Genomic DNA, 17367 nt, shown 5'->3' with positions numbered 1-17367 from the left:
CGGCAAACATGAATAACGAAGGATAATTATGATGACAAGCCCGGATTCCTTCTCTTTAGCAGGCGAACACACGCTGCTGCTGATTGATGATGACATCGAACTGACAGATATGCTGAAAACCTATTTAGAGGGGGCTGGCTACAACATTTCAGTTGCGAACGACGGCGAGAGTGGGTTGGCAATGGCCACCGCTTCTGACCACATAGATCTGATCCTGCTGGATGTCATGATGCCGAAAATGGACGGCTTTGATGTACTTAAAAAGCTTCGTGTCAGTCATTACACGCCGGTACTGATGCTAACCGCCCGCGGAGACGATTATGATCGCATTCTGGGGCTGGAACTGGGTGCCGACGACTATTTGCCCAAACCGTTCAACCACCGGGAATTGCTGGCTCGAATCAAAGCCATCTTCCGCCGCCTGGAGCTTAGCACGAGTGGCCGGTCACAGCAGGATCTGGTGGTAGGCGGAATCTGTCTGAGTGCCAGCCGGCAGACGGTAGAGGTTGATAAGACACCGGTAATTCTGACCGGTACCGAGTTTTCGATTCTCCAGTTGCTGATGCTTAACGCCGGGCAACTGGTGACCAAACAGGATATCAGCCAAAAAGTGATGGGTCGAAAGCTGATGGCATTCGACCGGGGTATTGATATGCACGTAAGTAATATTCGCAAAAAGCTGTCGGCCGTTTGTAAAACCGATACCATCCGAACCATCCGCGGTTCAGGCTATATGCTGATAAGAGCAGTATGATCTATTTAAATCGATTGAACCCCACCCGCCGGCTGGTGGGACGGGTATTTTTATGGTTTTGGATGACCTTTCTGGTCACTGCAATGCTGGCTTTGTGGTTAGGCAGAATGCTGGTGGAAGACGTGGATTTTGGTACGCCTCAAGCCCAGGATGTTGTACTGCTTGAGCAGGGGCGCCAGCGGATCCTTCAGCATGAGCAAAGTGGCAGGAGTATCCGACAGGCGCTGGTCCGTTCAGGACGGAGCCTCAGGCACCGTTTACTGGCAGTAGAATTGGGAGCGAGAGTTGTGGTCAGAACAGAGGGGCGCCCACCACTTCACCGGGAAATGGATGACCTCATCAAAATGGCCGGCCAACCCACTCCCATTTCGCTGATACGTGGCCCCATGAAACTGACTGGCCCTTTGCAGTTTGAATACCAGGGCAAACAGTATGCGCTTTTCACCGCAACCATGACCGACCGGCCTGCGTATCCGAGAACCCTGCCTTGGCTGATTCTGCTGGCGGTGGCGATCACCATTGTATTGTCTTATTGGTTTGCCAAGTCGCTGGCCAAGCCCATTCTGCAGTTGCAGAAAACCAGCCAGGAACTGGCAAAAGGAAATTTGCGCGCACGCATACAAACCGGGTTGGAACGCCAGGATGAACTCGGCCAGCTGGCCAGAGACTTCAATGGTATGGCGCAACAACTGGAACGTTTGTGGACTGCCCAGAAGCGATTGCTGGCTGATATTTCCCATGAACTTCGATCACCGCTGGCACGCCTGCAAATGGCCGTGGGTCTGGCTCATCAACAGCAGGTTGAGCCTGGAGCACTTGACCGCATTGAGCGGGAAGCGGACAGAATGGAAAGCATGATCAATCAGTTACTGCAACTCGCAAGGGCGGAAGCTGATGCGCCGCAGATGCAGACAATAATGCTGCCGGATTTGCTCGACGGCCTGTTGGCAGACGCGCACTTTGAAGCAACCATCTGCCAGCGGCATTTTGTGATCTCACTCATCCCTGATTGCAAAGTGGTGGGCAATCCCGAGTTGTTGTGCAGTGCGGTGGAAAATGTGATCCGAAACGCCATTCATTATTCTGAGCTTAATGTGGATGCAGAGATTACCGCGGATGCCAGCCACTGGAAAATTACCATAGTGGATGACGGCCCAGGGCTTTCAGAGGAGGAGTGTTCGGCCATTTTTGATCCCTTCTATCGGGCATCCCTGGCCCGGGATCGTAAATCCGGCGGAGTAGGGCTGGGGCTGGCAATTGCAAAAACCGCAGTGGAATTGCATCATGGCACCATTCAGGCCAGGCCCGCTGCAAACGGAGGGCTGGCAGTTACCTTAAGTTTTCCTCTGGACGGAAGTACAAAATGGTCTGGAACCTGACCTCAGAGCAGCAACTGGAAGAGACGTATCGGCAGAGCATAGAACCGTTCTGGCAATCTCAGGTTCACAGTGGACACTGGCTGGGCAAGCACGGCGTAAGGCTCAATTATGCCTGGAGCCTACCAAAGGGCTGTGAGCGAGTGGTGGTGATCAGTTCAGGGCGAATTGAATCCCTGCTGAAATATAAAGAGTTGGTGTTTGATTTATTCAGTAATGGTCTGGGAGTGTTTATTTGTGATCACCGTGGCCAGGGGCTGTCTGAGCGGATGACCAGCGATCATCATCATGGATATGTCGCAAATTTTAACGACTATGTGGATGACTTAATCAGTTTTGTTCACCAACAGGTAAGAGTGAGGACAAGGCTCCCGCTGCACCTGCTGTGTCATTCCATGGGTGGAGCAATAGGCGTTCTGGCTGCACTCAGAGAACCGGATCTTTTCCGGCGTATTGTAGTGAGTGCACCAATGTTTGGTATCAGGCCTGCAATGCCGGGCTGGATGGCGAGCGGTGTAATAGGCTATTGGCTGCTGGTAAACCGGGTCCGTCGCCAGTCTGCAGGGTATTTTTTTGGCCAGAAACCATATGCGCCTGCCCCCTTTGGGTTGAACAAACTGACTCACAGTGCAGTTCGCTATCGGATATTTCGTGAACTCTATGCGGCGAAACCGGAAATTCAGCTGGGGGGAGTCACCAGCGAATGGTTGCATGCTGCACACCGGGGAATGGCTGAAGTTGAAAGTAACGCACACCTCCTGGCAATACCTGCGCTGGTGCTGAGCGCCGGGTCTGACTCGGTGGTGGACAATCGCCGCCAGAAACGCGTGGCCGACCTGTTTCCGGATGGCCGCTTCCATGTTGTTGAACATGCCCGACACGAACTGTTCATTGAAACTGACTCACACCGCAACGAGGCATTGACGCTGGCGATGGATTTTATCGCTGAAGACTAACCACAACTTCCCATCTTTCTGCTAATGTAAAAAGCGGTACAAGAACTGCAGTACAATCTTTGAGATGTAAATAACGCAGTTGAGCTGCGCATTTTCGTCACCAGGCAAATGGATTTGTCGTACTGGTAAGTGCAACCGAATAGCTCGAAAGGAAGTTCGAATGAAAAATCAGGCAGTTCTGGCAACTATGCCACTCAGTAGTTGTGATTCTCAAACCCTGTCAGCGGTATATGGCCCTTCTTTGCATGGTGGGGAGCAGTTGCCCTCGCATTACCCTGCAACCTTTTGGGCACCTCTGGCATTGAGCGGAAGAGCAATCCACTCTTCCAACGACTCAACGCTGGAGTTTAAGCCCGCAACCCGCATTGTAAAAGCACGTTAGCCCGGAAGCCGGGCTTGAGTTAGCGGCTGAATCCGCCTATGCTTTGCGCCGATTTAGTTTCAGGCTATAAACATTATGCTGGATATCGTGCTGTACCAACCGGAAATTCCACCCAATACCGGCAACATCATTCGGCTGTGTGCCAACAGTGGCTACGCCCTGCATCTGATAGAGCCTCTCGGGTTTGAGTGGGATGACAAGCGGGTGCGTCGCGCCGGGTTGGATTACCACGAGTTTGCCCATGTTACGCGCCACCCCAGCCTGCAGGCATACCTGCAAGCCTGTGCACCAAAAAGGCAGTTTGCCTGCACAACCAAGGGGAAATCTTTTCACAGCGATGTAACATTTGCACCCGGCGATGCCCTGATCTTTGGGCCGGAAAGTCGTGGATTGCCGGACGACTATATCCAGTCACTTCCGCCCGAGCAGAGAGTACGAATTCCCATGTTGCCAAATAGCCGGAGCATGAATCTATCCAATGCAGTCAGCGTATTTGTTTACGAAAGCTGGCGACAGCTCGGTTACCCGGGCGCTTGCTGAACTCATCGGTTGCCATCCACAAATTGAAAGCAATTGGAGGTAGTTTTCTTTCCAGAACCACGATTTAAACTTGTGTTCTGACGCGATTTTGGTACCCCATCAAACGTAAAAAAAGTGTAAAAACAGGTGGCGGCCGCATTGCGGTCAGTTAACTTAGGCATTCACTCTCAATTCGTGCCCAACTTGAGCTGGCCCAAATTCGGGCTGAGCGCAATGCCGGTGTTTTTCTCTACTCTGGGAAATGCCCGCAGGCGCTACCATTCGATTGTACGACAGATAACGCCTACGTCCTGGCACATAATACCGCCCGATTAAATCCGATAGAAGCGCTGGCAGAGAGTTGAATGTAAACTATCTGTTGAGTATGGCCGTTGTATGGATGTTCCTTGGCGGATGCAGCTATACGCCATATCAGATGCAGAGCGGCTGGGATCGCAGGAATCTGTGGAGCTGAAAAGAGAGGCCTGAGCGTCTGTTCGAATTGATTAGGCCTTGTGGCGTGAGTTCGAATCCCCCGAATTGAACCTGCTGATGCAGGAACTGGAGGGGCAGAATTATTCTCCTGAGGATAGCAGGTTGCGAATCCTGCGGGCGCAACTTCTGCTCCGCCAGAGTAAGTCGGCAAATTTACCGTTTGTGTCCGTCAGGGTGTCCGGGTGCAGCAATCGGGATGCAATACGCGCGGCGGTGGATGTATATCGGGCGGCAGGGGGCCGCCCGGTAACGCAGAATGAATCTTTGCTCTGAGACAGGGGGCAAATAAGCCTATTCGCTTTTCAGGTCTCTGCTTAACAGTGCCATGGCTGCATCGCGGGGGGATTTACCCTGATAAAGCACCTGGTAAATCTGCTCACAGATGGGCATCTCGACCTCATAACGTTTGGCCAGAACATGCACTTCTTCGGTATTTCGGTAGCCTTCAACCACCTGCCCGATTTCCTGCATTGCCTGTTCGACGCTTTTTCCCTGTCCCAATGCTAAACCAAACCGACGGTTTCGGGACTGGTTGTCGGTGCAAGTCAACACCAGGTCGCCCAATCCGGCCATACCCATAAAGGTTTCCGCCTGTGCACCCACTTTCACACCCAAACGGGTGAGTTCTGCAAGGCCACGGGTGATCAGTGCCGTACGGGCGTTGGCGCCAAAGCCCAGGCCATCGGCCAGGCCTGCTCCGATGGCAATAACATTTTTAACCGCGCCGCCCAGTTGCACGCCAATGAAATCAGGGTTTTTGTACACCCTGAAAGAACGGGAGCAATGCAATTTTGCAGCGAAGTCATTAACCAACTGTTCGTCGGTAGAGGAAAGCGAAATAGCGGTTGGCAGACCAGCGGCCATCTCTTTGGCGAAGGTGGGGCCTGATAAAACCGCCAACGGAGTCTGATCGCCCAACACTTCAATGGCGACATCGCGCAGTAACCGCCCGGAGCCGGGCTCCAGCCCTTTAGTTGCCCAAATAATGCGATGCTCGCCAGTGAGCATAGGCTTTATGGTATCGAGCAATTGATGGAAAGCGTGGCTGGGAACAACTACCAGGATGTAACGGCTGGCGGCAACGGCTTTATGCAGGTCTGCTTCAACCTCCAGTGTTTCAGGAAACTTTGCGCCGGGAAGATAACGGGCGTTTTCACGTTGCTCGGCCAATTCGGCCATGTGTTGCGGGTCTCGCCCCCACAAGATGGTCGAGTTGCCATTGCGGGCCAGACAAAAAGCAAGGGCGGTGCCGTACGACCCCGCCCCAATGACAGTGACTGCCTGCGAATTCATGCTCACAGGGTTCAGGCGTTTAGCGTCGGGGCCTGTTCTTCGCCCTGCGCTTGTTGTGCACGTTTTTGCAGGTACGCAGCAAAAATCGCGTCAAAGTTAACCGGAGCCAGGTTCAGTGGAGGGAAGGTTCCACGGTTAACCAGGTTGGAAATGGCCTCACGGGCATACGGGAACAGAACGTTGGGGCAGAATGAGCCCAACATGTGCGCCTTGTTTGGCTCTGGCATTTCACCAATCTGGAATATACCTGCCTGTTGTACTTCGCACAAAAACGCCGTTTCTTCGCCGATGCTGGCAGTTACGGTGACAGACAACACTACTTCAAATGTATGTTCGTCGATACGATGAGTGCTGGTATCCAGATCCAGTTTTACATCGGGTTTCCACTCTTTGGTGAAAATTGCCGGCGCGTTAGGTGATTCAAAAGAGATATCTTTTGTATAGATGCGCTGGATATTGAATTGTGCGCCCTGCGCCTGTTGTCCGGCTTCGCCGTCGATGTTAGCTTGATTTTCTTCAGCCATGATACGTCCTAATCGTTTTTTGGAGCCTGACGCCTAACCCATTACGCGTTAAGCAGGTTGTCCAGTTTATTTTGTCGTTCCAGCGAAACCAGATCGTCACAACCACCAATGTGCTGATTGTTGATAAAAATCTGCGGGACGGTCCAGCCGCCATTGGCTCGCTCGATCATTTCATTGCGTAGTGAGGGGTTTACATCAATTGCATACTCTTCAATTGCTACGCCTTTTTGTGCCAGTAGCGCCTTGGCATGATGGCAGTAAGGGCAGTGCCCTTTGGTGTACATTTCAACTTTGCTCAAGGTCTGGCCCTACTTCGCAACCGGCAACCCAGCGCTTTGCCAGGCATTCATGCCGCCTTTGAGGATGGTTACTTCGCTGAATCCGGCCTTGGCCAGTGAAGCGGCTACTGCACGGGCACTGTTGCCCATTGCACATACCACAATAATGGGTTGGGCTTTGAATTTTTCAAGCTTCTTGAAGTCCCGGGTACGCAATTCTTCCGCCCCAAGCTGACGGGCGCCCAGAATGTGCCCGGTTTTAAAATCTTTTGCAGGTCGGGTATCCAGTACAACGGCATCCTTTTTATTGATGAGTTGTGTCATTTCGTGGGTACTCACCTCCTTCACCGGAGATGTCCATCCGCTGATGAAGCTGAATACCAGCATCACCACCAATGCTACCCAGATACCGGCAAGAAATACGTGATTACTTGCAAACTCGATAAGCTGATCCATTACCACTAACCTTTATATGCAGACCAATATTAAAAATGACTGCAAAGTATATAGAAAAAACGCACAGAAACCAGTCTGGCGTTGATTTCGCTGCCAGTCAGGAATTGCTGACTGGTGTGGGTGGCTGACTTGCTGGCAGGATAAAAAACTGTTGAAATGTCGTCTGGATTCTTCACCAGACTAAAATTGTCATGATCATCAAGCAGTACCGCCAACCTCTTACAACACACATCAGTGTGCTGTTTTTGATTTGCGGTCTGTGGCTGGCTCCGGCATCTGCCCAGGATGATCAGCAGTCCCGGCTGGCAGAACTGCAGGCTGAGCTCAAGGCCAGGCAACAGGAACTGGCGGAAAATAAAGCCGACGCCGAGCAACTTCAGGATATTCTGAAAAAATCGGAAGTTGAAATTGGCCGCGTTGCCAGCCAGCTTAACAAAACCGAATCCCAGCTGGCAGAAAACCGTAAGGAACAAACGGTGCTGCGGAAACAGCAGTCGGAGCTGAAAACGGCTATTGTTCAACAGCAATCATTACTCGCCAGCCAGCTGCGCAGTGCCTTTATGGCCGGGCATTATGATTATGCCAAAATGCTGTTTTATCAGGATGAAGCCACCACATTTGAGCGAGTACTCACTTACTACCAGTACCTCAGTAAAGCAAGGCAGCAGGAAATCAGCCGGTTTCGCAGCAATGTGGAAGAACTGGAAACGGTGAATGCACGTCTGGAGCAGAAAGCCGCTGAATTGGCCGCGCTGCTGACTAAGCAAAAGGAACAGCAGGCGGTGTTGCTGACCCGTCAAAGTGATCGCAAGCAAACCCTGGCAAAACTGAACAAGCAAATTGCTTCCGACGCCGAGCAGGTGGCCCAGTTGCAGGCCAGTGAACGGGCACTGATGGAAGCCATAGAAACCGCACGTCGGCAGGCCGAGCGAGCCAAAACCGAATTGTCCGGGTTGTCCAAACTTAAAGGTAAGCTTAAGCCACCGGCCAGTGGCCGGTTGCGTGATCTGTTCGGAAATCGCAGACAGGGGCAGGTGCGCTGGAAGGGGATCATCATTGAAGGGGCTGAAGGCAGTTCAGTGAAATCCATTTCCCATGGAAGGATCCTTTACGCAGACTGGCTCAAGGGCTTTGGCCTTGTAACCATTATCGATCACGGTGACGGCTATATGACAGTCTACGGCCACAATCAGGCGCTTCTCAAACAGGCCGGTGATCTGGTGGCAGAAGGTGACACCATAGCCCTGGTGGGCCAGAGTGGTGGCCAGAGCTATCCGAATCTGTATTTTGAAATACGCCATAAAGGCAAGGCGCTTGACCCTACTACCTGGCTGGCGAAGTAGCCTGAGGGCCCGGATGCAGCTGGCTGATTCCAGTTCAGTGCACAGCAAGCTGTATGGCAGTGCATACCTGCCAGTGGAGCAAAAAATTCAATTTGGTGCCCTGGCCTGATATCCTTGGCGGCGAAATACTGCCAGTGACACCGATTATAGAAGGCCTGTGTGAAAATTATCCTCACCAAATTAAAAAATAAGATTCTTGCCGGCCTGATTGTTGTTGGTACTTCGTTTTCCGTTTCGGCCGCGCCCAAGGTGGCTGTTATCCTCGATGATATGGGTTATCGGTTGAGTGATTCCCAGGCTCTGTCGTTACCGGCAGAAGTGGCGTTCTCAATTCTTCCGGATACTCCGTTGTCTGCCAGCTTATCGGAACAGGCTTACGCCCAGGGGCGGGATGTAATGCTGCACATGCCCATGGAAGCCGAGAGTGGCAAAAAACTTGGCCCAAAAGCTCTTACCGCAGATATGCAGCCAAAGCGCATTCAGGCCACCCTTGAGTCGGCGCTGAATAGTGTACCCTATGCCATAGGGGTAAATAATCATATGGGCAGTAAACTAACCCGCGAAACCGGGCCCATGATCGCATTGATGGAAGCACTCAAGCAGCGGGAGCTGTTTTTTGTCGACAGCCGCACCACTGCCCTGACCGTGGCGGAACAAACCGCCCGTGATTTGGGGTTGCCGGTTGCCCGCCGCCACGTGTTTATTGACCACCAGCAGTCACCGGAATTTATGCAGCAGCAATTTGAACGGCTTGTTGAATTGGCTCACCGCCAGGGAACGGCCATCGCGATTGCACATCCTCACCCCCAAACTGTGCGGTTTCTGACTACTGCACTGCAGCAGTTGTCCGACCTCGATGTGCAGCTTGTTCCTGTAAGTCAGTTGTTTACGCCTCAATTAAGCCCCCAGCAACACCATTCGGCGCTTCCGGCCGCGAGCGTCGCGCCCAAATAATCGACAATTTTTTGCCTTAAAATGCGATCCGGGTTTTGAAATTGGTCGCGAATGTTATATTATAACGTTGTTTTTTTGCGGTAGTGACCGGGTATTGAAATGAGTGTGGTTTCCGACAATCCAACCAAACTGGACCGACTGGGGATATGGATCTCCGGGCTGTGTGCAGTGCATTGTCTTGCGCTTCCGGTTCTGATTCCGTTGGTTCCTCTAGTTGCATCAAGCTTCTTTGCCCAGGTGTGGTTTGAACGCACCATCCTATCCATATCCCTGATGATCGGTGCGGTTGCGCTGTTGTCGGGGGCTGTGCGTTATCACGGTCGCTATTATCCGGTTGTGCTGCTTGGAACCGGTGGCGCAATATACTGGTTTAAAGACATCTTTGGTGAAGCTTACGAGCCGCTGACCATTGCCATAGGTGCCATGCTTATTGTCGCCGGGCACTGGTTTAACATGAAGCTGATTCGTGCCTGGGCTCCCCGCGGGCACAGACGTTCCTTATCGGCGGTATCGTCTGATTTGTCTGCGCCTACCTTAAGCGGTAGCGACTGACTATTTCTCTTCAGTGCCGGGAGCAAGAGCCGATTCGACCCGCTCAGCCAGCACCTGTTTTGCCAGTTCTGGTACGTTGGTGAATACGCCGTCTACTCCCCAGTCAGCCATGAGAAGCAAATCCTCTTTTTGATCAACCGTGTAAACCAGTACCTTAAGCCCGGCCTGCTGAGCCTGTGTCACATAGTGTTGGTCGATTACGTCCAAATCCATATGCAGAGAATACGCACTCAGATGGGTGGCGAACTCGGCGCCGTTCTCCGGGTAGGTTGCCGTCAGCGCTCCGACCTGCAATTCAGGGCGCAGGTTCTTCAACTGCCGCAACCAGGTATGATTGAATGAGGACAGGATGAGCTTGGAGTAATCCAGTGAGCTGGCGGCCATAGCGAGATCGAGAGTCTTTAGCCAGCCTGCTGCATCGGTCAGATGTTTAATTTCAATATTGCACAGAGCATTCGCGGGCATCAGTGCCAGGGTTTCTGCCAGGGTAGGGATCACTTCACCGTCGCCGGCGTCCAACTGGCGCAGTGCTTCAAATGACTGCGCCGTAATCAGCCCGTGGCCATTTGTGGTGCGGTCAAGCCAGCGGTCATGAAACACCACAATCTGCTCACCCAGCTGATAGGTATCGAATTCAATGCCGGTGGCACCCTTTTCAATGGCCAGCCGAAAGGCTTTAAGCGTATTTTCCGGTGCTGCCTTGCTGGCGCCCCGATGGGCAAGAACCCACATATCAGTTACTGCCTTTGTGATGAAGTTTCTGGGCATTCAGAGTTTCATAAACCGAGGCTGAAGTCACCAGAATTCCGCCGAGCAGCGTTTGCCAGGACGGCGATTCATCAAGCAGTAAAATTGCCAGAATGACGCCGTAAAACGGTTGCATGCAGGCAATCAGTGAAAAGGTTTTAGCCCGCAGGTGAGACAGGCTTGCTGCAATGAGCGCGTGGGGAAGGGCGGTGAATACGGTACCAAGCAACAGTAACAGCAGCCAGGTAAGAGCTGACGCCTCTGCAAGCGGTGCTTTGTCCATTGGCGCCAGGCAAATACATACCACACCAATTTGCCAGGCCATCGCCTTGGCACCACCATAGTGGGAAAAGTACTGCCGGTGTATGAGGTTACGTAACGCATACAGCAGCGCCGAGAATACACCCACTGCAACTCCCAGCGTTACCTGGTTGTCCAGTGAGCCTTCCGGAACTATCAGCCAGATGCCGGCGAGCACCGTAATGGCACTGATCAAGTCCTGCCACACCAGCCGGATGCGTTCGAACAACGGCTCAAGGAGTACGGTAATAACCGGAAAGGTAAACAGGGCGATCAAACCGGCGGAAACTCCGGCGTACTGCATTGCGGCAAAGTAGGTGATCCAGTGCAATGCCATCATCGCGCCGAGCAGCAGCGCTATCCCATAATCCTTGCCGCTGTGTAAACCAAAACGTTCCCCACTGGCTTTGACAAACAGCCAAAGGGCGATACAGGCAAAAACCGAGCGCCCCAGCGTAATATCAGCGGCGCTCAAGGGTACAATTTGTGAAAACAATGCCGTCCCGCCGAGAAGCACCACGGTTATGTGCAGCGTGATCAGGCTGCGCTTGACGGCATCCATGGAGCAAAAGGCTTATTTTGGCGTACGGGTAGCGAACGGCTGACCCAGGCGGGTAACCTGCCCGGCTGCCAGATCTGCAAACTCGATCTGATTCTGCTCGAAGCAGACCACAATGGTCGAGCCAAGTTTAAAGCGGCCCATCTCTTCGCCCTTCGCCAGCTTAACGGCGGATTCTGAATCCTGTTCGTATTGCCAGTGCTGCACGTTCTGGCCTGCAGGTGGTGTTACCGTGCCGGCCCATACGGTTTCGATGCTGGCAACAATGGTCGCACCAACCAGCACCATGGCCATGCGGCCGACCGGAGTATCAAAGTAAGCAACAACCCGCTCGTTACGGGCAAAAAGACCGGGCACGTTCTCGGCGGTCAGTGGGTTTACCGAGAACAGGTCGCCGGGTATGTACACCATGTCGGTCAGGGTACCTTCAATGGGCATATGAATGCGGTGGTAGTCTTTCGGTGCAAGATAGATGGTGGCAAACTGCCCGCCTTTGAATGGCTTTGCCAGTTCCGGTTTTCCACCCAGCAGGGTCGTCAGGCTGTAATCGTGGCCTTTGGCCTGGAACACGCGGTCATCGTGAATTTTACCAAACTGGCTTACGGTGCCGTCTACGGCCTGTACCAGAGTGTTGGGTTCTTCGCAAAGTGGACGAACTTCCGGTTTCAGCGGTCGGGTAAAAAACTCATTGAAGGTTTTGTAATGCTCCGGAGCCGGGTACACAGCCTCGCTCATATCCACCTGGAAATGTTTGATGAATATTTTGATCAGCCAGGTTGTGAGGCCGCCTGCTTCTGCAGCAGCAAGTTTGCCGACCAGACGGGAAATCAGGTGTTTGGGTAACAGGTATTGCAGGTTTACTTTAAACCAGTCCAGCACAATGCGTCTCCTAATATCATGACCGTGGAATTGTACCCTAACTCAGGCGATGAGTTACCACTTTCCGGTTATGATTCAGCAGGGTTTGGCATAAGGGGCCAGAGATTGTTATTCAGTAGGGATTGGCGTGGCTGGGGCGCTGCTCTTCCATTGTACTCAGAATGCGATGGTAACTCTCAAACCGGCTGGCACTGATTTCGCCTTTTTCTACCGCTTCTCTCAGCAGGCAGCCGGGATCATCCAAGTGTTTGCAGTCTCGAAACTTACAACCGCCAAGGTAGTCGCGAAATTCCCTGAAGCCCCAGGTAACGCGCTCGGTGGGAATGTGCCATAATCCAAATTCCCTGACTCCGGGGGAATCGATAAGATCGCCGCCAGAAGGTAAATGCAGAAGTTTAGCCGCAGTGGTAGTGTGCTGGCCGAGACCGGAGGTATCGGAAATGTCGCCAACCAGTTCTTCTGCGTGAGGCAGTACCTGGTTGATCAGGCTGGACTTACCCACCCCGGACTGACCAACAAAAATACTCACTTTGTCGTTAAGCAGTGAACTCAAATCATCAATGCCTCTGGATGCTTTACAACTGGTATACAGCACCTGATATCCGAGTTTACGGTAGACTTCCAGTTGCAGTTCGACTTCCTGCTGCTCCTCTGCATTGAGCAATTCGGCTTTGTTCAGCACAATCACCGGCTCGATCCCGATGTCTTCACAGGCAACCAGATAGCGGTCGATAATATTGAGTGACAGAACGGGCAATACCGAACTTACGATGATGATTTGGTCAATATTGGCTGCGATGGGTTTGACGCCGTCATAATAGTCGGGGCGAGTGAGTACGGAGTGACGGTCCTGGACGGCCTCAATAACACTGCTGATCCCTGACTCAGTAGCTGCTCCCCTGCTGAAGAGGACATTGTCTCCGCACACTACTGAATCGATGGTACGGCGTATGTGACAGCGTTCAACGGTGCCGGTAGCGTCCTCCACATCGGCGTGTTGACCAAACCGCCCGATAACCTGTCCCGGGTGCAGTTCGGCCCCCTGATTCAGAGGCATATCAGGTGTATTGGCGGCCTGTTTGCGGCTTAGGCGCTTGCTACGATTTGCCGCAACCTGACGTTTTTGTCTGTGGGTGAGTTTTGCTTTTTTAGCCACGATTTCCGGTCAACTTGGCGTATACTGTGGCAAATAATACCGTTTGTCGGGCGAAGGTGCCACGCTAATCGAGAGAGGCTGTAACATGAGTAAACAGGATTCCAACCTGGTATGGATTGACATGGAAATGACCGGACTGGACCCAGAGACCTGCAAAGTGCTTGAAATTGCGACCATTGTAACCGATGCGCAACTCAATGTACTGGCTGAAGGGCCGGTGATTGCGGTGCACCAGCCGGACAGCATTCTGGACAACATGGATGAATGGTGCACAAACGTACATGGCAAAAGTGGGTTGACCCAGCGCTGTCGGGCCAGCCAGATTGATGAGCAGCAGGCTGCTCAGCAAACCATTGCTTTCCTTTCTGGCTATGTCGATGCGGGGAAATCCCCATTGTGCGGTAATACCATCGGCCAGGATCGCCGCTTTATGGTGAAGTACATGCCGGAGCTGGAGGCCTATTTTCACTATCGCAGTATCGATGTCAGCACCATCAAGGAGCTGGCCAGGCGCTGGAAACCGGAAGTTCTGGACGGTTTTAAAAAGAAAGGCGTGCATCTGGCGCTGGACGATATTCGCGAATCCATCGAGGAATTGCGCTATTACCGGCAGAAAGTGTTCGCTATTTAGCCAAACGGAACGAAAAATTAAAAAAACTTCAAATTAGGTGTTGCGTTGGCAAAATTATTTTGTACAATGCGCACCACTTCAAACGAAGTGCCTCTCAAAACGCCACTCAGCGTGTTTTGAACAGGAATCTCAAGTGTGCGGGAATAGCTCAGTTGGTAGAGCACAACCTTGCCAAGGTTGGGGTCGCGAGTTCGAGTCTCGTTTCCCGCTCCAAATCTCCGGAATCTCGGAATTATCCTTTATACATAGTTTCAAAACGCACCCCCAACCGGGTCGCGACCGGATGCCGGCCAGTACGAGTTCGTTTCCCGCTCCAAATCTCCGGAATCTTGGAATTATCCTTTATACATAGTCTCAAAACGCTCCCCCAACCGGGTCGCGACCGGATGCCGGCCAGTACGAGTTCGTTTCCCGCTCCAAATCTCCGGAATCTTGGAATTATCCTTTATACATAGTCTCAAAACGCTCCCCCAACCGGGTCGCGACCGGATGCCGGCCAGTACGAGTTCGTTTCCCGCTCCAAATCTCCGGAATCTTGGAATTATCCTTTATACACAGTTTCAAAACGCACCCCCAACCGCTTTGGATTATTTTCAGCCAGAGTTACAGTTTTTTCTCAAGCCACTTTGAATCGGCGGATTTGCGATTCCAGCATCTGTTCAACCTGCAGTAATTCTTCGGTTGCCTGTTGCATGGCATTGGCGTCCTGGCTCAGGGTGATGGCCCCTGCACTGATGCGTTCCATGTCTGACGTTACATCCCGGGTTACCAGGGACTGTTGCTCAGTGGCACTGGCCACTTGTGCATTCATGGTGTTTACCGATTCCATTTGCGACGCAATCTGGTTTAGCGATATTTCAGTTTCATTCGCACTGTCAATGGTTTGGCTCACGAGCTCAGTACTGCGTTGAGTAGACTGGTAGGACACATCTGCCTGGTTTTGTAAGTGAGCGATGATTTGCTCAATTTCCGTGGTTGAATCGTGAGTTTTGCTGGCAAGAGAGCGAACTTCGTCAGCAACCACAGCGAACCCGCGCCCGGATTCACCTGCACGGGCGGCTTCGATAGCGGCGTTCAGCGCGAGCAGATTGGTTTGTTCAGCGATGCTTTTAATTACATCGAGCACCTTACCTATGTTGTCTGCCGCGGTTTTGAGTTCCCCTACGACGGTTGAGGTGGACTTCAGGTTGTCTACCAGATTGCCGATTTCCTCGATGTTCTGGCGAATTTTTTGCTGGCTCGAGGCGGAAACGTCGTTGGCAGATTGCGTGTTTGCCGCTGACTCCTCGGCGCTGCGGGCTATTTCGGTGGTGGATTCGGACAGTTGTTTGAGGTTCTGCAGTGAAGTGTCAGTCAGCTGTTTTTGTTGTTCACTACTTTGAGCGGAACGTGCGGTAATGGTTTTAATTCGCTGAGTCACGTTCAGCAGATTGGATTCCGCCTGCATCATATCGGAGATAATGTTTTGCACCCTGCTGATAAACTGGTTAAAACTGCCCGCCAGTAAACTGAGCTCGTCGTTGGTGTCGATGTTAATGCGGGCGGTCAAGTCACCGTCACCCTCAGCGATATCGTGCAATATGGAGTTCAGCTTCGACATAGGAACGGTGACAAAATACCGCATGCCCAGAAACACCGCAGCGCTGATGATGGCGACCAGAAGCACCAGCGAAATAAAGTTTTCCAGCAGCAGATTTGCCAGCTTGCTGTCGGTTGCCTGGGTTGTAAACCCAATGGTCACATTCCCGATAGGTTTACCTTCCCATTCCAGCGAAATCGTGTCGGTGTAAGCGGCTTCAAGGTTGTTGTTTCGATAGGCCCCCAATGTTTGCCCTCTTTGATCTTCTATGATCATGGATGCAATAGTTTTATCGGGTTTGTACGCATTAACGATGGACTCAATATTTCCGCGGTCATACACAAAAACCGGCTCTTTCAAAATAACGCTAAGCTGGTCTATGAGTGTTTTGCGGCGCAATTCAAACTCTGCGGTTTCATTCTGGTAAGCCAGAGAATAGGACACCGCAACAACTAATGAGGTTGTCAGCAAAATTGCCAACACCATTACCAGGGTCATTTTTGAGGCTATTGACTTCATGTCTACTGCTCTTTTAAAAGGTCAAACCAATAGTGTTTGGGTATATTTTGAACGGATTTGCTAAGGTAGGGATTGTCTAACTCAAACAGACGGCGCTGGCCCAGTTTTGATTTTGCCAGTGCGCTTTTCACCTGGCCGTCAGCAAAAAACAGCCGGTTGAACGTGCCGTCCTCAACCATATCGCCAAACACACTGTTCATGTGTCTTGCAAGTGCTGCATCTTTTTTGTGCACAAAGAAAAACATCGGCATGGTGTAGCGCAGCAGAATATTGGGTTCTACCGCCAGGTTGAAATGCGACATGCGTTCGATTTCGGCCCAGGGTTCAAACACGGCGCGGGGGAAATATTCGCAGCGTTCCCCTTCCAGCATGTCGAACAGGTTCGGATACTTAACGCTCTTGGCCACCAGGATCTGATTGGCTTCCAAAACTTTGGTATCGGCCCAGAGTTTTCCCTGGCAGGGAATGAATTTCTTTAGCGCATCAAACTGCTTTACGTCCCGGAACAGATTCAGATTGGACTGCTCAACGATAGGTATCCGCATGCCAAGCAATCCTCTGTAGATCGGGATATATATGGCCTGCATATTGTTTTCGTAATCTGTAGTTGTCGCGGTCCAGAGTACATCCAGGGCACGATTTTCGAGATCGGCAACGGTTTTGGAAAAAGCCACGTCGCCCGAGGAGCCGTAGATAAAAGTGACGCTATCGAACTGGTCGCTGCGGGCAACAAACTCCTTGATTAGCGTGATCGGAAGCTTGTCTGCTGACGATGAGTCCGGGATGCGCAGTGGTTTCGCAAAAGCAGCAGAAACCAGGGAAAAGCTGAGAGCGAACAGGATACAGCCTAATTTCATCTCAATACCCAATGTATGATTTACAACAATAATCCTTTTTGTTTACATTATTTTAAAAAGAATCATTAGTCCAATGCATTGTGATTCTGCCAGGAAAAAAATGTCAGGCTAAAAATTAGAAAGGGAGTTTTTAGTAATGGTAAAGATTTAACCTGGAACGCAATTTTTTAAACCTGAATACGCCAAAAAGCAGCAATTTTTGGGTGGGATATTCAGTGTGAATACTCAGTCAGCAATGTGCGCATTATAAGAGTGCAA

Annotated in this window: 20 protein-coding genes and 1 tRNA gene; 11 read left to right on the top strand and 10 right to left on the bottom strand. The window is 51.7% G+C overall.

Translation table 11 applies throughout. The features are described from left to right. The first annotated feature begins 28 nt into the window (after positions 1-28). From DXV75_RS06780 to DXV75_RS06755, 6 genes are all read left to right on the top strand, one after another. Positions 29-754 carry a response regulator gene (locus DXV75_RS06780; RefSeq protein WP_245953140.1) on the top strand — a complete coding sequence of 242 codons (726 nt, stop codon included), beginning with the start codon at positions 29-31 and terminating at the stop codon, positions 752-754. Further along, complete coding sequence (locus tag DXV75_RS06775) at positions 751-2133, top strand: ATP-binding protein (RefSeq protein ID WP_115592638.1); 1383 nt, start codon at positions 751-753, stop codon at positions 2131-2133. Before DXV75_RS06780 ends, DXV75_RS06775 begins: the two co-directional genes overlap by 4 nt. Then, positions 2118-3086, top strand: a complete 969-nt coding sequence (locus DXV75_RS06770; protein ID WP_115592637.1) for an alpha/beta fold hydrolase — start codon at positions 2118-2120, stop codon at positions 3084-3086. The genes DXV75_RS06775 and DXV75_RS06770 overlap by 16 nt, the downstream gene beginning before the upstream one ends. 160 nt (positions 3087-3246) lie before the next feature. Next, the gene (locus DXV75_RS06765) at positions 3247-3468 is read left to right on the top strand and encodes a hypothetical protein (RefSeq protein WP_115592636.1); all 222 of its coding nucleotides are present in this window, start codon (positions 3247-3249) and stop codon (positions 3466-3468) included. A gap of 75 nt (positions 3469-3543) precedes the next feature. Further along, positions 3544-4008: a tRNA (uridine(34)/cytosine(34)/5-carboxymethylaminomethyluridine(34)-2'-O)-methyltransferase TrmL gene (gene trmL, locus DXV75_RS06760; RefSeq protein WP_115592635.1), complete on the top strand. Its 465-nt coding sequence runs from the start codon at positions 3544-3546 to the stop codon at positions 4006-4008. A 492-nt stretch (positions 4009-4500) separates the two neighbouring features. Then, positions 4501-4755: a hypothetical protein gene (locus DXV75_RS06755; protein ID WP_115592634.1), complete on the top strand. Its 255-nt coding sequence runs from the start codon at positions 4501-4503 to the stop codon at positions 4753-4755. An 18-nt stretch (positions 4756-4773) separates the two neighbouring features. Here DXV75_RS06755 and gpsA read toward each other — a convergent pair whose 3' ends face one another. From gpsA to DXV75_RS06735, 4 genes are read right to left on the bottom strand one after another with little or no spacing between them, the layout of a single operon-like run. Beyond that, positions 4774-5775: an NAD(P)H-dependent glycerol-3-phosphate dehydrogenase gene (gene gpsA / locus DXV75_RS06750; protein ID WP_115592633.1), complete on the bottom strand. Its 1002-nt coding sequence runs from the start codon at positions 5773-5775 to the stop codon at positions 4774-4776. A gap of 11 nt (positions 5776-5786) precedes the next feature. Next, positions 5787-6299 carry a protein-export chaperone SecB gene (secB, locus tag DXV75_RS06745; RefSeq protein ID WP_115592632.1) on the bottom strand — a complete coding sequence of 171 codons (513 nt, stop codon included), beginning with the start codon at positions 6297-6299 and terminating at the stop codon, positions 5787-5789. A 41-nt stretch (positions 6300-6340) separates the two neighbouring features. Continuing rightward, positions 6341-6598, bottom strand: a complete 258-nt coding sequence (gene grxC / locus DXV75_RS06740; protein ID WP_115592631.1) for a glutaredoxin 3 — start codon at positions 6596-6598, stop codon at positions 6341-6343. 9 nt (positions 6599-6607) lie between these two features. Beyond that, a complete protein-coding gene (locus DXV75_RS06735) occupies positions 6608-7033 on the bottom strand; it encodes a rhodanese-like domain-containing protein (RefSeq protein ID WP_115592630.1) in 426 nt (141 codons plus the stop codon). 191 nt (positions 7034-7224) lie between these two features. Between DXV75_RS06735 and DXV75_RS06725 the strand changes: the two genes are divergently transcribed. From DXV75_RS06725 to DXV75_RS06715, 3 genes are all read left to right on the top strand, one after another. Continuing rightward, positions 7225-8376 (top strand): murein hydrolase activator EnvC family protein, encoded by a 1152-nt coding sequence (locus DXV75_RS06725; protein ID WP_115592628.1) that lies wholly within the window; start codon positions 7225-7227, stop codon positions 8374-8376. 159 nt (positions 8377-8535) lie between these two features. Further along, positions 8536-9330: a divergent polysaccharide deacetylase family protein gene (locus DXV75_RS06720; protein ID WP_115592627.1), complete on the top strand. Its 795-nt coding sequence runs from the start codon at positions 8536-8538 to the stop codon at positions 9328-9330. Between the two features lie 99 nt (positions 9331-9429). Continuing rightward, a complete protein-coding gene (locus DXV75_RS06715) occupies positions 9430-9882 on the top strand; it encodes a MerC domain-containing protein (protein ID WP_115592626.1) in 453 nt (150 codons plus the stop codon). Here the strand turns inward: DXV75_RS06715 and DXV75_RS06710 are convergent, their stop codons facing one another. The 4 genes from DXV75_RS06710 to rsgA form a co-directional block, all read right to left on the bottom strand. Then, on the bottom strand, positions 9883-10614 hold the full coding sequence (locus DXV75_RS06710) for a glycerophosphodiester phosphodiesterase (protein ID WP_115592625.1): 732 nt from the start codon (positions 10612-10614) through the stop codon (positions 9883-9885). It lies immediately after the preceding gene. 1 nt (position 10615) lies between these two features. Next, positions 10616-11491, bottom strand: coding sequence for a DMT family transporter (locus DXV75_RS06705; RefSeq protein ID WP_115592624.1), 876 nt, complete (start codon positions 11489-11491; stop codon positions 10616-10618). Between the two features lie 12 nt (positions 11492-11503). Next, positions 11504-12367, bottom strand: coding sequence for an archaetidylserine decarboxylase (gene asd / locus DXV75_RS06700; protein WP_115592623.1), 864 nt, complete (start codon positions 12365-12367; stop codon positions 11504-11506). A 112-nt stretch (positions 12368-12479) separates the two neighbouring features. Next, positions 12480-13523 carry a small ribosomal subunit biogenesis GTPase RsgA gene (rsgA, locus tag DXV75_RS06695; protein WP_115592622.1) on the bottom strand — a complete coding sequence of 348 codons (1044 nt, stop codon included), beginning with the start codon at positions 13521-13523 and terminating at the stop codon, positions 12480-12482. Positions 13524-13608: 85 nt separating this feature from the next. Here rsgA and orn point away from each other — a divergent pair, with 85 nt between their 5' ends. Beyond that, complete coding sequence (orn, locus tag DXV75_RS06690; RefSeq protein WP_115592621.1) at positions 13609-14154, top strand: oligoribonuclease; 546 nt, start codon at positions 13609-13611, stop codon at positions 14152-14154. Between the two features lie 137 nt (positions 14155-14291). Next, positions 14292-14367, top strand: a tRNA-Gly gene (locus tag DXV75_RS06685). Between the two features lie 403 nt (positions 14368-14770). On the opposite strand, the gene DXV75_RS06680 is transcribed toward DXV75_RS06685, so the two are convergent. Together DXV75_RS06680 and DXV75_RS06675 are read right to left on the bottom strand one after the other, a co-directional pair. Further along, positions 14771-16252: a methyl-accepting chemotaxis protein gene (locus DXV75_RS06680; RefSeq protein WP_115592620.1), complete on the bottom strand. Its 1482-nt coding sequence runs from the start codon at positions 16250-16252 to the stop codon at positions 14771-14773. 2 nt (positions 16253-16254) lie between these two features. After that, positions 16255-17109: an ABC transporter substrate-binding protein gene (locus DXV75_RS06675; RefSeq protein ID WP_115592619.1), complete on the bottom strand. Its 855-nt coding sequence runs from the start codon at positions 17107-17109 to the stop codon at positions 16255-16257. Positions 17110-17367: the final 258 nt, after the last annotated feature.

It is taken from the genome of Alteromonas aestuariivivens (assembly GCF_003367475.1).
GTDB lineage: Bacteria > Pseudomonadota > Gammaproteobacteria > Enterobacterales > Alteromonadaceae > Alteromonas > Alteromonas aestuariivivens.
This window is presented reverse-complemented; position numbering and strand designations above follow the sequence as displayed.

Excerpts from the sequence above, each read along its gene's own strand:
- DXV75_RS06780 (WP_245953140.1), top strand. The coding sequence starts at position 29 with ATGATGACAAGCCCGGATTCCTTCTCTTTAGCAGGCGAACACACGCTG.
- DXV75_RS06775 (WP_115592638.1), top strand. The coding sequence starts at position 751 with ATGATCTATTTAAATCGATTGAACCCCACCCGCCGGCTGGTGGGACGG.
- DXV75_RS06770 (WP_115592637.1), top strand. The coding sequence starts at position 2,118 with ATGGTCTGGAACCTGACCTCAGAGCAGCAACTGGAAGAGACGTATCGG.
- DXV75_RS06765 (WP_115592636.1), top strand. The coding sequence starts at position 3,247 with ATGAAAAATCAGGCAGTTCTGGCAACTATGCCACTCAGTAGTTGTGAT.
- trmL (WP_115592635.1), top strand. The coding sequence starts at position 3,544 with ATGCTGGATATCGTGCTGTACCAACCGGAAATTCCACCCAATACCGGC.
- gpsA (WP_115592633.1), bottom strand. The coding sequence starts at position 5,775 with ATGAATTCGCAGGCAGTCACTGTCATTGGGGCGGGGTCGTACGGCACC.
- secB (WP_115592632.1), bottom strand. The coding sequence starts at position 6,299 with ATGGCTGAAGAAAATCAAGCTAACATCGACGGCGAAGCCGGACAACAG.
- DXV75_RS06735 (WP_115592630.1), bottom strand. The coding sequence starts at position 7,033 with ATGGATCAGCTTATCGAGTTTGCAAGTAATCACGTATTTCTTGCCGGT.
- DXV75_RS06725 (WP_115592628.1), top strand. The coding sequence starts at position 7,225 with ATGATCATCAAGCAGTACCGCCAACCTCTTACAACACACATCAGTGTG.
- DXV75_RS06715 (WP_115592626.1), top strand. The coding sequence starts at position 9,430 with ATGAGTGTGGTTTCCGACAATCCAACCAAACTGGACCGACTGGGGATA.
- DXV75_RS06710 (WP_115592625.1), bottom strand. The coding sequence starts at position 10,614 with ATGTGGGTTCTTGCCCATCGGGGCGCCAGCAAGGCAGCACCGGAAAAT.
- DXV75_RS06705 (WP_115592624.1), bottom strand. The coding sequence starts at position 11,491 with ATGGATGCCGTCAAGCGCAGCCTGATCACGCTGCACATAACCGTGGTG.
- orn (WP_115592621.1), top strand. The coding sequence starts at position 13,609 with ATGAGTAAACAGGATTCCAACCTGGTATGGATTGACATGGAAATGACC.
- DXV75_RS06680 (WP_115592620.1), bottom strand. The coding sequence starts at position 16,252 with ATGAAGTCAATAGCCTCAAAAATGACCCTGGTAATGGTGTTGGCAATT.
- DXV75_RS06675 (WP_115592619.1), bottom strand. The coding sequence starts at position 17,109 with ATGAAATTAGGCTGTATCCTGTTCGCTCTCAGCTTTTCCCTGGTTTCT.